Consider the following 13074-nt stretch of genomic DNA (forward strand, 5'->3'; position numbering starts at 1 on the left):
ACCCTCCGACGACTCTGAAGACTTTAGCACTTGCAGAAGTCTTCAAATCGACGGAGATGGGCGTCGCCTCGGGTGAGGTCGTTGACGCAGCGCAGCACCGGTCGGGAGGTGAGCGCGGCGGCGTCGAGCGGGCGGGTGGCGCGCACGGTGAACGTCACGCTCTCCCCCGGCAGCAGCGTCACCAGCGCCCGGTCCACCTGCGCGGCCGGGTCGAGGCGGTCCGCGAACAGCGTCAGGTCGCGCAGCACCGTCCGCGCGGTCACCCGCACCCGCAGGCCGCCGTCAACCGGCTCGACACTCGCGTCCCACTCCGCCGCCGGCCACCGCACGTCGCGGTCCTCGGCGAAGAACCACAGCGCCCGCTCCGCGCCGTCCCCGGCGTCCGCGACGAGCAGTTCGGCGCGGCCGTCGTCCGGCCGCGCCACCTCCGCCGGCAGCGCCAGCACCACCGAGGAGTACGCCGGGACGTCGAGGTCGACCGAGGTCTTCGCCCTCGGCTCCCCGGTGACTGTCAGCCGGGTGACGGTGGCCGGACCGGTCCACGCGTCGGCCGTCTCGTTCACCGCGACCAGCGCCGGCCCACCGTCGCGCGGCTGCACGGTGAGCAGCCGGTCGGCGTAGGCGCGGCGCAGCGCGTACCACAGGGGTTTGCGGCGGCCGTCGCCGTCGATCGCCGACCAGGAGGTGACCGGCCAGCAGTCGTTCAGCTGCCACACGACGGTGCCGGCGCAGACCGGGCGGTGCGAGCGGAAGTGCTCCACGCCGAGTTGGATGGCGCGGGCCTGGTTGAGCTGGGTGAGGTAGTGCCAGTCGTCGAAGTCGGCGGGCGGCGGCAGGTGGGCGTCGAGCCCGCGCCGGAGTTTGCGGTCCCCGTCGGCGGCCTTCTGGTGGTGCGCCATGCCGGGCGAGTCGTGCGCGAGCGGGTCGTCCGAGAGGGCCCGGCGCAGCGTCGCGTACGCGGGCGGCGCCTGGTAGCCGAACTCGGCCACGAAACGGGGCACGTAGTCCCGGTAGCGCGTGTAGTCGTCGGTGTTCCACACGTCCCAGATGTGCGTGGTGCCGTGCGCCGGGTCGTTGGGGTGGAGCTCCTCGCTGCCGGACCACGGGCTGCCCGGCCAGTACGGCACCGTCGGATCCAGCTCGCCGACGATCGCCGGGAGCAGCTCCAGGTAGTAGCCGCGTCCCCAGGTGCGCCCGGCCAGGGGCTCCTGCCAGTCCCAGTCGTGCCAGCCCCAGATGTTCTCGTTGTTGCCGGTCCACAGCACCAGCGAGGGGTGCCCGGCCAGCCGGGTCACCTGCTCCCGTGCCTCCGCCTCGACCTCGGTGCGGAACGGCTCCTCCTCCGGGTACGCGGCGCAGGCGAACAGGAAGTCCTGCTGCACCAGCAACCCCGACTCGTCGGCCAGGTCGTAGAAGTCGTCCGACTCGTACCGGCCGCCGCCCCAGACGCGCAGCAGGTTGACGTGCGCGCCGGCCGCCTGCGCGAACCGCTGGGCCAGGCGCTCCCGGGTGACCCGGTCGGGAAACGCGTCGTCGGGGATCCAGTTGACGCCCCTGACGAACACCGGCACGTCGTTGACGTGCAGTGCGAACGGGGTGCCGTGGGCGTCGGGCGTGGTGTCCAGCCGTACCGAGCGGAACCCGATCCGCCGGGACGCGGCGTCCAGCTCCCGGCCGTCGGCGCCGTGCAGGCTCACGTCGAGGTCGTACCGCGGCTGGTCGCCGTACCCGATGGGCCACCACAGCGCGGGGTCCGCGACGGTGACCGTCACGACGGCGGGCCGCTCCCCCGCCGGTACGGCGATCTCGGCCGCGACCCCGGCGACGGCGGCGCGGACGGTCAGCGGCTCGTCGCCGGCCCGTTCGACCTCGACGTGCAGCTCGACCCGGCCGACGCCGTCGACCACCGTGACCAGCGGCCGGACCGACGCGAACCGGGCGGTCGACCAGGCGTGCAGGCCGATGTCGCGCCAGATGCCGGCGGTGACGAGCGTCGGTCCCCAGTCCCAGCCGAAGTTGCAGGCGGTCTTGCGGATGAACTGGAACGGCTCCTGGTACGCGTTGGGCCGGTCGCCGAGCCGCTCCCGGTGCGCCTCGGCGTACCGGTAGGGGGAGTCGAAGCGTACGGCGAGGGTGTTGCCGTCCGGGCGCAGCAGCGCGCGGACGTCGAAGCGGTACGAGCGGTGCTGGTTCTCGGTGCGGCCGACCTCGACGCCGTTGAGCGTCACTGTGGCGACCGTGTCCAGGCCGGCGCAGACCAGGTCGACCCGCTCGTCGTCGCCGGGCCGCCAGGAGAATGCGGTCTGGTAGACCCAGTCGGTGCGGCCGATCCAGGTGAGGCGGTTCTCGTTGTCGTCCCGGTACGGGTCGGGGATGAGCCCGGCCGCGAGCAGGTCGGTGTGCACGCAGCCGGGCACCGTCGCCGGCACCGCCACCCCGGCGATCTCCGGCGGCGCCGCCGGACCGGGCACGGCCCGCAGCGTCCACCCCTCGTGCAGCAGCGTTCGACGGCTCACGACTTCACCGCGCCTACCATGATTCCGCGGACGACTGAACCGGATAAGTGAAGCCACCGTACGGTTCTCATTCATGACTGTCAACGGGCGTCCGGTGATCGGCGCTCCAGGCTGAACCGCGCAAGCGGCGAGCGCCGGAGAGCCATCCACTGCCACCGCCGACGGCACCCCGGCCCGGCGCGGCGTGCAGTAGCGTCACCAGAGGCCGGTGATCCGGCGGCCGAGCGCCCGCGAGGGCCGGACACAGTGGAGGAACGCTTCGGTGAAGCGGCCGACCATCGCCGACGTCGCCCGGCGCGCCGGGGTCTCCAAGGGCGCGGTGTCGTACGCGCTCAACGGCCAGCCCGGTGTCTCCGAGGCGACCCGGCAGCGGATCCTCGCCATCGCCACCGAGATCGGTTTCCGCCCGAGCAGCGCCGCCCGCGCGCTGTCGGGCGCCACCGCCAAGGCGGTCGGGCTGGCGCTGTGCCGGCCCGCGCGGATACTCGGCATCGAGCCGTTCTTCATGGAGCTGATCAGCGGCGTCGAGGCCGAACTGTCGGCCCGCTCGTACGCGCTGACGCTCCAGGTGGTCAGCGACCAGGACGCCGAGATCGCGGTCTACCGGCGGTGGTGGGCCGAACGCCGGGTGGACGGCGTGCTCGTCTGCGACCTGCGCACCGACGACCGGCGCGTGCCGGCGCTGGAGGAACTGCGACTGCCGGCCGTGGTGATCGGCGGGCCCGGGCACACCGGCGGCCTGGCCAGCGTCTGGGCCGACGACGCGGCGGCTCTGGCCGAGACGGTGGAGTACCTGGTCGCGCTCGGCCACCGGCGCATCGCCCGGGTGGGCGGGCTGCCCTCGCTGCTGCACACCGAGATCCGCACCGAGGCGTTCACGGACGTGTGCCGGCGGCTCGGGCTCAACGAGGCGACCACCGTCTCGTCCGACTACACCGGAGAGGAGGGCGCGCGGGCCACCCGCCGGCTGCTCAGCTCCCCCGGCCGGCCGACCGCGGTGATCTACGACAACGACGTGATGGCGATCGCCGGACTCTCCGTGGCGCAGGAGATGGGCCTGACCGTGCCCGGCGACCTGTCCATCGTGGCCTGGGACGACTCGCCGCTCTGCCGGCTGGTGCACCCGCCACTCACCGCGCTGGGCCGGGACATCCCGGCGTACGGTGCGCACGCCGCCCGGCGGCTCCTCGCAGTCATCGCGGGTGAGCCGGCCGCCGTCGTGCAGGACGAGACGGCGCACCTGACGCCGCGCGGCAGCACCGCCCCGCCGCGGCCGACGAGCCGCTGAACCGATTCAGTTCAGCGGGTGGTGGACGGGTACTCCTCGAACCACGCCTCGACCCGCTCGGCGGTCGCCGGGCGGGCCAGCGCGAACCCCTGGCCGTACCGGCAGCCGGCCCGCCGCGCGCCGGCCACCTGCCCCTCCGACTCCAGCTCCTCCACCACCAGCTCCACGCCGAGGCGGTCGGCCAGGTTCGCCACCACGTCGATCAGCGGACGTCGCCCGTCCCCGCCCGCACCGACCAGGTGCGGCCCCACCTTGAGCATGTCGATCGGCAGCCGGCGGAGCTGAGCGAGCGAGGCGTGCTCGGCCCGGAAGTCGTCGAGCGCGATCCGCACGCCGATCGACCGCAGACCGGCCAGCCGGGGCACCACGGTGGACAACTCGGCGCCCACCACCGGCTCGGACACCTCCACCACCAGCCGGTCCGGCACCACGTCGTACGCGGCCAGCGCGGTGGCGGTACGCGCCACGAAGTCCGGCGCGACCAGCTCCCGCGGCGTCACGTTCACCGCCATCCACAACTCGCGACCGCCCTCCGACCACGCCGCGAGCTGGCGGCAGGCCCGGTCCAGCACCCACCGCCCGATCTCGCCGGTCAGATCGAGATCGGCCGCCACCGGGAGCAGCTCGGCCGGCAGCACGGTGCCCAGCGCCGGGCTGCGCCAGCGCAGAAACGCCTCGGTGCCCACCGGCATCCGGTCCGCCAGCGCCACCACCGGCTGGTAGACCAGGTCCAGCTCACCGCGCGCCACCGCGCCGGGTAGCTCCCGCTCGAGGTCCAGGCGGCGGACCAGTTGCTCCTCCAGGTAGGCGTCGTACCACTCGACCCGGTCCCGGCCGAGCTGCACCGCCCGGCGGCGGGCCAGGTCCGCCTGGCGCAGCACGTCCTCCGGATCGCCGCCGCTGGTCTCGGCCAGCCCGACGCTCACCCCCAGCCGGACGACCCCGCCGGGCCGGGGGTACGGCTCGGCCAACGCCGCCAGCAGCCGCAGGCCGAGCGCGTACGCGAGCACCGGACCGAGGTCGGTGAGGACCGCGTACTCGGTGTCGCCGAGCCGGGCGACCAGATCGTCCGGCTCGGCGCCCGCCCGCAGCCGGCGTACGGCCTCGGTGAGCACCGGCCCGCCCGTACCGTGCAGGTCGACGACGAGCAGGGCGCCGCCGCTGCGGTGCGCCATCGTCCGGACCAGATCGGCACGTGTCAGCAGCACGGGCCCGGCCGTCCCGGCGGCCGGGCCGAGCCGGCGCCGCAACCACGCCTCGCGGGCCGCGAACCGCTGCACCCGGCGGCGCTGGTCGGCGGCGGCGAGCAGCTCACCCACCATGATCGGCGGGATGACGGCCAGCCCCAGAGCCATCGCGCCGGTGCTGAACTCCCCGGCCGCACCCAGGTGGATCCCGGCGGCCAGCGCGGCGACCCCGGCCGGCGCGGTGAGGCGGGGCCACGCGGCCGGCGCCACGTCCCGGTCCGGCCGTTCACCGCCTGAGGTACGCCGGACGCCGGCCGCTGTGAGCAGCGCTCCGGCCACCAGCGGCGCCGCGACGATCGGCAGCGCCCGGTCCGGCGCGTCGTACGCGAGCAGCACCACGAGTAGCGTCAGCCCGCCGAGCGTCAGCGCGGCTCCGGCGTGGCAGCAGGCGGAGCCCGGCCGGCGGCGGCGTTCGGCGAGCGCCGCCACCGCCAGGACGGCGAGCACCACCGCGCCGACCGGCGCGGCGACCCCGGCGACGGCCGGCACCGGACCGCCGGGCAGCAGCATCCAGCCCGCGAAGACCAGGCTGACGCCGAGCGCGAGCACGTCGACGGTACGGCGCACCAGCTCCGGACCGGACAGCCGGGACCGACCGGGCAGGCGCAGTAGGGCCGTCACGTGCAGCGGACCGGTGAGGCAGAGCCCGGCCAGTGCGATCGGCAGCCGATGCGCGGGGTCGCTCAGCGGCAGCACCGCGACGGTGAGCCCGGCGACCAGGACGGCGGCGTCCAGGATCGCGGCGACCCGGCGCGACAGCGCGGCCCGGCGAGCCCGCCGCCCGGTCACCGGGGCGAGCGCCGTCGCGCCGTGCGTCACGGCGAGGTCCGGCGCTTCGTCTGCCGGGGCGGCTCCGGCCAGCCAGGCGAGCCGGACACAGGCGAGGGCGAAGCCTCCGGCGACGGCGAGCGCGGCGGCTGCCGGACCGGGCAGGGCACCGGCGACGCCGGCCAGGAGAAAGGCCGCGCCGGCGAGCGACACGGCGACATCGGGCAGGGCTGTCCGCAGGCGCAGGACGGCGGGAGGGGGGACGGGCACGGCGGTCGCCTTCGTGAGGGGGCACGGGGCGGTGCGGTTGCGGTACGCGGTACGACGTGCGGTGTCGGGCGGGCGAGGACGCATCGGCGGGGACCACTGCGGCCACGCCTAGAAACGATCCCGGAAGCACCCGGTGACGTCACCGCACCAGTGACATCCATCACATCAATAGTCACGCCAGCTCCCCGAGCCCGCGACGCTCTCTCCAAGATCACCGGCCGGAGGTCGGGGAGAGAGACGCCCGCGGGGCGGCGTGGGCTGGCCGGATGGGATCATCGGGGGGTGAGCCGCGCCGATACCGTCCGTTTCCGTCACAACCAGGCCATCCTGGTCGCCGCGATCGTCGCCACCATCGGCGCGCTGCCAGTGGCCAGTGCCCGCTGGTGGCTGCTCTGGGTGTTGCTCGTGCCGCTCGCCGTCGTGGTCTGGGCGTGGCGGGCCGGCACCGATGCCGACGCCCGCGAGCTGCGGCTGCGGGCGCTCGCCGGGCAGCGCCGGGTGCCGTGGAACCGGGTCGCCGAACTCGCCGGTGATCGCAGGGGAAGGGCCGTCGCCCGGCTCGACGACGGCGAGGTGGTGGTGCTGCCTGCGGTACGCGCCACCGAACTGCCCCGGCTGATCGCCGTCACCGGGCAGGAGCTACCGGACGCCGAAGGCGATCGGTAAGCAGAGTTCAGTAGCCGTCGACCACCCGGTTCGTCAGCTCCTCCCCGGCCGCGTACCGGCGCAACTGCTCACCCACCAGCCGGTACGCGCGGGGCAGCAGTCCGCGTACCGAGCCGGCGACGTGCGGGGTGAGCAGCACGTTCGGCAGCTCCCACAGGGGATGGTCGGCGGGCAGTGGCTCCGGGTCGGTGACGTCCATCGCCACGCGCAGGCGGCCCGAGGTCAGCTCGGCCACAAGCGCCGTCGTACTGGCCACCGGCCCACGGGCGGCGTTGACGAGCAGCGCGCCGTCCGGCATCGCGGCGAGGAAGCGCTCGTCGACCATGCCCCGGGTCTGTTCGGTCAGCGGCACCAGCAGCACCACCACGTCCGCCTCGGGCAGCAGCGCGGGCAGCTCGTCCACGCCGTGTACGCCCTGTTCGGGGCGCGGCGTACGGGCCACCAGCGTGAAGCTCACCTCGAACGGGGCGAGCCGGTCGCGTACCGCGGTGCCGATCGAGCCGGCACCGACGATCAGCACCCGCTTGCCGGCCAGCTCGTCGGTCGGAGCCACCTCGTCGTACGCCCACTCGCGCCGCGCCTGCGCGCGGGCCAGCGGCGCGAACCCGCGCAGCGAGGCGAGGATCGCGGCGACCACCCACTCGGCGGTGGGCGAGTCGTGCACGCCCCGGGCGTCGCAGAGCGTCACACCGTCGGGGATCCGGCCCACCCAGGCGTCCGCCCCGGCGGAGAGCAGTTGCACCACCTCGACGTCGGGCAGCTCGGCAAGGAGCGCGCCGGCGTCCGGGCCGGACAGGAACGGCGGCACCCAGAACCGCACCGCGGCCGGGGACGACGGAAGCCGCCGCGGGTCGTCCAGCACCTCCACGGTGACGCCGGGCGGCAGCTCGCCGAGCAGTCTGCGGCCCTCGGAGTGCGGGATCCATACCTTCACGACCGCCGACGATATCGGCCCCGGACCTCCCGGCGCGGCGTGACCCGTGACGAACACCGCGCCGGGAATGGAGTGGCGCCCCAGCGGGGTATAAGCGAGGACGGAATGCCGGTCGGGCGTTCCCGGTTGCTGAGGGCGGGTGGCGATGAGCGAGCACGGCCGGGGACGGGTGTCCGTGCCGATTCCGGCGCTCGCTGATCCCGACCGATTGCGCTCACTCGACGAGACCCGGCTCGACGCCGTACCGGACGAGGCCTTCGACAGGTTCGCGCGGCTGGTCGGCGACCTGCTGGACGTGCCCGTCGCGCTCGTCTCCCTGGTGGACGCCGACCGTCAGTTCTTCCCCGGCGCGACCGGGCTGCCGGAGCCGTGGGCGGCCCGCCGCGAGACGCCGCTGACCCACTCGTTCTGCCAGCACGTCGTCGACGTCGAGATGCCCCTGGTGCTGCCCGACGCCCGCCTCTCCCTCCAGGTGCCCCTCAACCTGGCCGTCGAGGACCTGGGCGTGGTGGCGTACGCGGGCATGCCGCTGACCGACCTGGACGGGCGGGTGCTCGGCTCGCTCTGCGCGATCGACAGCAAGCCCCGGGCCTGGACCGGGGAACAGTTGCGTACGCTCGCCGACCTGGCCGCCGCGTGCTCCTCCGAGCTGCAGCTGCGCATCGCGGTCCGGGGCGCCGAGGAGGCGCGCCGCCGCGCCGAGGAGGCGCACGACCGGCTCGCCATGCTGGCCGGGATGAGCGAGATGCTCGGCGGCACGCTCGACGTGGCCACCGCCGTCGACCGGCTCCGGCACGCGATGGTGCCGCTGCTCGCCGACTGGTGCCTGATCACGCTCGTGGACCCGGCCGGCCGGCCGCGAACTGTCACCGGCCTGCACCGGGACGCCGAGCGCGCGGCCGACCTGGCCCGTTTCGCCGAGCTGCTGACCACCGGGCTCAGCGCGGAGTCGCAGATCCGGTCGGTGCTGCGCACCGGGCGGCCGGTGGTGCGGGCCACGGCCGACCTGGACGACGTGGCGCGCGGCGCCACACGCCCGGAGCTGGTGCCGCTCGCCGACCGGCTCGGCGTCGGTTCACACCTGACCGTGCCGATCACCGCCGCCGGGGACCGGGTGATCGGGGCGGTCACGCTGGTCAACCGGCCCGCGCGGCGCGGTTTCGACGTCAGCGACCTGCGCACCGCGCAGGACATCGGGGTACGCGCCGGGCAGGCGGTCGGCAACAGCCGCCTCTACGGGGAGCAGCGCCACGTCGCCGAGGTGCTCCAGCACAGCATGCTGCCGAGCCTGCCGGCCGTGCCCGGGATGGAGCTGGCCGCCCGCTACCTGCCGGCCGCCGACCGGGTCGAGGTGGGCGGCGACTGGTACGACGCCTTCGTCCAGCCCGACGGCGAGGTGATCGCCGCGATCGGTGACGTCGCCGGGCACGACATCGAGGCGGCGGCCACCATGGGGCAGTTGCGCAACCTGGTGCGGGGCAACGCGTACGGCCGGGACGATCCGGTGGAGGACCTGGTGGCCCACCTCGACCGGGCCATGGGCGGGCTGCGGATGCCGACCGTCGCCACCGCCGTGCTGGCCCGGGTCCGCCCGGCCGCCGGCGGACTCCGCGTCTCCTGGTGCAACGCGGGACACCCGCCGCCGCTGCTGGTGCGCGCCGACGGCACGGTGTCGGTGGCGGAAGGTCGCGGACCGCTGCTCGGCCTGACCCGCCCGCCCCGGCGCACCGGCCGGACGCTGACGCTGGCCCCCGGCGACACGCTGCTGCTGCACACCGACGGGCTGATCGAGCGCCGGGACCAGCCGATCGACGAGGGGCAGGCCGAGCTGCTCGCCCACCTCGGCACCGCCGGGCCGGGCGTGCCTCTGGACCTGCTCTGCGACCGGCTGCTCGCCGCCGCGCACCGGCGCGAGGACGACGTCGCCCTGCTCGCGCTGCGGGCCGGCTGAACCGGCACTCCCCCGAACGGGCCGGGTGCGGGCCGCCGTCCACGCGACGCACCCGGTTCGCCGGTCCACCCGGCTAGGCTGGGGCGGGTGAGCCCGCGTCTTGCGTACCCCCGTGTCAGCCGCCTCCGGACGGCGCTGGCGGCGTCCTGCGCGGCGCTGCTGCTGGGCACCGCCGGCTGCGCCCTCGGCGAGCCCGAGCCGGACCCGGCCGGAGCACCGCCCAACCTGCCCACACCGTCGAGCACCGCGAGTTCCGGCGGGGCCGGCCAGCAGGCCGTCGCCACGGTGCTGGCCAAAGGACTGGAGGTGCCGTGGGGCATCGCGTTCCTGCCCGACGGCGGCGCGCTGGTGACCGAGCGGGACAAGGGGCGGATCCTCCAGGTCGGCCCGGGGTCCGGTCCGGAGGGCCTGACGGTGCGGCCGGTGCAGACGGTGCCGGACGTCGCCGCCGGTGGCGAGGGCGGCCTGCTGGGCATCGCGGTCTCCCCGGCGTACGAGCGGGACCGCACGGTATTCGTCTACTACACGGCCGAGAACGACAACCGGATCGCGAAGATGCAGCTCGGGCAGGCGCCGAAGCCGATCCTGACCGGCATCCCGAAGTCCGGCACGCACAACGGCGGCGGGCTGGGCTTCGGCCCGGACGGCCACCTCTACGCGAGCACCGGGGACGCCGGGCGCACCGAGAACGCCCAGGACGCCAAGAGCCTCGGCGGCAAGATCCTCCGGATCACCCCGGACGGCAAGCCGGCGCCGGGCAATCCCACCGCCGGGTCGCCGGTCTGGTCCACCGGCCACCGCAACGTCCAGGGCTTCGCCTGGACGCCGGACAAGAAGATGTACGCGGTGGAGTTCGGCCAGAACACCTGGGACGAGATCAACCAGATCAACAAGGGCGGCAACTACGGCTGGCCCCGGGTCGAGGGGCGCGGCGACGACAAGCGCTACGTGAACCCGATCACGCAGTGGCCCACCGCTGACGCGTCCTGCTCCGGCCTGGCGGCGGCGGACCGCGTGCTCGTCGCCGCCTGCCTGCGTGGCCAGCGGCTCTGGCTGGTGGAGCTGGCCGGCAACGGCACCGTCCTCGGTCAGCCACGCGACCTGCTCACCGGCCGGTACGGTCGGCTACGGGCCGTCGCGGCGGCGCCGGACGGCTCGCTGTGGGTGAGCACCTCGAACCGGGACGGCCGGGGTACGCCCACTGCCGAGGACGACCGCATCCTGCGACTCGTGTTCGCCGACGGGGGCGTCGGCCGGAGCTGATCCGGCCCGCCGGGTTTTGTCAAGATCGCTCAAGGGCAGGTCAGGATCTCAGCATGGACGGCCACGAGAACGAACCGCGCCGCACCGGGGACGAGACGTCTCCGGTGCGCGGGCGCGTCCGCCGTGCGGCGGGGTGGCGGCCCGGTCACCGGCTGCGCCGGCTGGGTATCGTGCTGGCTCTGCTCGCGGTCACGCTCGGCGGCATCGTGATCGGCACGTACGCGGGCGGCCACGTCGGCACCGACATCGGCCCGTTCCGGGCCGAGCTGAAGCTCAGTCCGTCGCTGAGCGGCGGCACCACCGTCGACATCCCTCCGCTGGGCGCGCTGCTGCTGGACAGTCACGACGGCCCGGCGTACCTGACCGTCGAGGTGGGCTCGCTGGACCAGGGGCGCACCGAGGCGCTCATCGACGACCCGGCCAGCATCAGCCGGGCCAGCCAGTCGGCGGTCCAGGACGTCCGCGACGGCGTGATACGGCTCGGGCTGCGTACGCTCGCCTCGGCGGTGCTGGCCACGCTGATCCTGGCGGCGCTCGTCTTCCGGGACGTCCGGCGTACCGCGTGGGCCGGCGGCATGGCGCTCGTCGTGACCGCCGGCAGCCTCGGGATGGCCGCGAGCACCCTGCGCCCGCAGGCCATCGAGGAGCCCCGGTACGAGGGCCTGCTCGTCAACGCGCCCGCGATCGTCGGTGACGCGCGGCGGATCGCCAACGACTACACCAAGTACGCCGAGCAGCTCCAGCGGCTGGTCGGCAACGTCAGCAAGCTCTACACGACCGTCTCGGCGCTGCCGGTGGTGCAGCCGTCGCCCGGCACCACCCGGGTGCTGCACGTGTCGGACATCCACCTCAACCCGACCGGCTGGCAGTTGATCCGGACCGTGGTCGAGCAGTTCGGCATCGACGTGGTGGTCGACACCGGCGACATGACCGACTGGGGCAGCGAGCCGGAGGCGTCGTTCGTCGGCTCGATCGGCCTGCTCAAGAAGCCGTACGTGTTCATCCGCGGCAACCACGACTCGCCGCGTACCGCCGCCGCGGTGGCGCAGCAGCCGAACGCGATCGTGTTGAACAACTCGGTCACCACCGTCGGCGGGCTGACCATCGCCGGCGTCGGCGACCCCCGCTTCACCCCGGACAAGGAGACCTCACCGGCCGGGAGCGGCCTCACCTCGGCCGTGGCCGACCAGGTGATCGGCACCGGCGAACAGCTCGCCGCCACGATCGAGAAGTCGCCGCGCAAGGTCGACATCGCGCTCATCCACGACCCCGCCTCGGCCGGCCCGCTCTCCGGCGTCTGCCCGCTCGTGCTCTCCGGGCACACCCACTCCCGGCAGGTGTCGAAGCTGCCGCAGGTGGACGGCAAGCAGCCGACCACGCTGATGGTGCAGGGCTCGACCGGCGGGGCCGGGCTGCGGGGCCTGGAGGGCGAGAAGCCGACCCCGCTGACCATGACGGTGCTCTACTTCGACCAGCAGAAGCTGCTCCAGGCGTACGACGACATCACCGTGGGCGGCACCGGGCAGTCGCAGGTCAACCTGGAGCGGCACGTCATCCGCGACCCGGCAAAGGGCGACCAGGTGCCGGTCACCCCGACCCCGACCCGCGGCCCCTCCGAGTCGCCGTCGCCGGGTACGACCACCCTGAGCCCCACCCCCACGAGCTGACCGTCCCGCTTTCTCGCCTGCCTTCGCGGTCAGACCCGAACGCTCTGCCGCACTGACACCGGTTACTCCACGTCATGAAGGCGTCCGGCACGGGAATGCACTGCCGCCGACTTTGCTCTGCACCCACCGGCGCAGCAGGCACCGAGAGTAACCGCCTGGGTGGGTGCAGAGCAGCGGCACACCCACTCGGCCCCAGCTCGGAGCTGTGCTGCGGATATGGCTGCAGAGCAAAGGGGCCGAGGGGTGATCCCTTGGATGGCCAGAGGCGGTTACTCCCCGCAACCAAGCCAGCCGTAACTTTCCGTAAGAACGACCGCCTACCGCACCACCCGGATCAGCAGGATGCGGCCCGCCGTGCCGGAGTCGAGCCAGGAGAGCGGGAGGGCATGAGGCGGATCAGCCGAGCGGGTGAGGCACGCTCGAAGGCCGGACCTCCACCGCGAGGGCCCGGGGCCGCCCGGGATGTCCGGCCGGCCCCCCGTGGCGGGGTGCGGTCAGCGCAAC

General features: G+C 74.4%; 8 protein-coding genes. 5 read left to right on the forward strand and 3 right to left on the reverse strand.

All coding sequences use genetic code 11. From position 1 onward, the window contains the following. Positions 1 to 23 precede the first annotated feature (23 nt). On the reverse strand, positions 24 to 2516 hold the full coding sequence (locus tag ACFYON_RS15150) for a glycoside hydrolase family 2 protein (RefSeq protein WP_355094414.1): 2493 nt from the start codon (positions 2514 to 2516) through the stop codon (positions 24 to 26). Between the two features lie 262 nt (positions 2517 to 2778). On the opposite strand from ACFYON_RS15150, the gene ACFYON_RS15155 reads away from it, so the two are divergent. Beyond that, positions 2779 to 3804, forward strand: coding sequence for a LacI family DNA-binding transcriptional regulator (locus ACFYON_RS15155; RefSeq protein WP_354865937.1), 1026 nt, complete (start codon positions 2779 to 2781; stop codon positions 3802 to 3804). Between the two features lie 11 nt (positions 3805 to 3815). Here the strand turns inward: ACFYON_RS15155 and ACFYON_RS15160 are convergent, their stop codons facing one another. After that, positions 3816 to 6032 carry an EAL domain-containing protein gene (locus tag ACFYON_RS15160; protein ID WP_387189113.1) on the reverse strand — a complete coding sequence of 739 codons (2217 nt, stop codon included), beginning with the start codon at positions 6030 to 6032 and terminating at the stop codon, positions 3816 to 3818. Positions 6033 to 6371: 339 nt separating this feature from the next. Between ACFYON_RS15160 and ACFYON_RS15165 the strand changes: the two genes are divergently transcribed. Continuing rightward, positions 6372 to 6755, forward strand: coding sequence for a PH domain-containing protein (locus tag ACFYON_RS15165; RefSeq protein WP_355094418.1), 384 nt, complete (start codon positions 6372 to 6374; stop codon positions 6753 to 6755). A 7-nt stretch (positions 6756 to 6762) separates the two neighbouring features. Here ACFYON_RS15165 and ACFYON_RS15170 read toward each other — a convergent pair whose 3' ends face one another. Beyond that, complete coding sequence (locus ACFYON_RS15170; RefSeq protein ID WP_355094420.1) at positions 6763 to 7689, reverse strand: 2-hydroxyacid dehydrogenase; 927 nt, start codon at positions 7687 to 7689, stop codon at positions 6763 to 6765. A gap of 145 nt (positions 7690 to 7834) precedes the next feature. Between ACFYON_RS15170 and ACFYON_RS15175 the strand changes: the two genes are divergently transcribed. From ACFYON_RS15175 to ACFYON_RS15185, 3 genes are all read left to right on the forward strand, one after another. Continuing rightward, positions 7835 to 9640, forward strand: a complete 1806-nt coding sequence (locus ACFYON_RS15175; protein WP_355094422.1) for a GAF domain-containing SpoIIE family protein phosphatase — start codon at positions 7835 to 7837, stop codon at positions 9638 to 9640. Between the two features lie 87 nt (positions 9641 to 9727). After that, a complete protein-coding gene (locus ACFYON_RS15180; protein WP_354865946.1) occupies positions 9728 to 10903 on the forward strand; it encodes a PQQ-dependent sugar dehydrogenase in 1176 nt (391 codons plus the stop codon). Between the two features lie 53 nt (positions 10904 to 10956). After that, the gene (locus tag ACFYON_RS15185) at positions 10957 to 12570 is read left to right on the forward strand and encodes a metallophosphoesterase (RefSeq protein WP_355094423.1); all 1614 of its coding nucleotides are present in this window, start codon (positions 10957 to 10959) and stop codon (positions 12568 to 12570) included. The last annotated feature ends 504 nt before the right edge of the window (positions 12571 to 13074 follow it).

It is taken from the genome of Micromonospora sp. NPDC005686 (assembly GCF_042871665.1).
In the GTDB taxonomy this organism is placed as follows: Bacteria; Actinomycetota; Actinomycetes; order Mycobacteriales; family Micromonosporaceae; genus Micromonospora.

Excerpts from the sequence above, each read along its gene's own strand:
- ACFYON_RS15185 (WP_355094423.1), top strand. The coding sequence starts at position 10,957 with ATGGACGGCCACGAGAACGAACCGCGCCGCACCGGGGACGAGACGTCT.
- ACFYON_RS15175 (WP_355094422.1), top strand. The coding sequence starts at position 7,835 with ATGAGCGAGCACGGCCGGGGACGGGTGTCCGTGCCGATTCCGGCGCTC.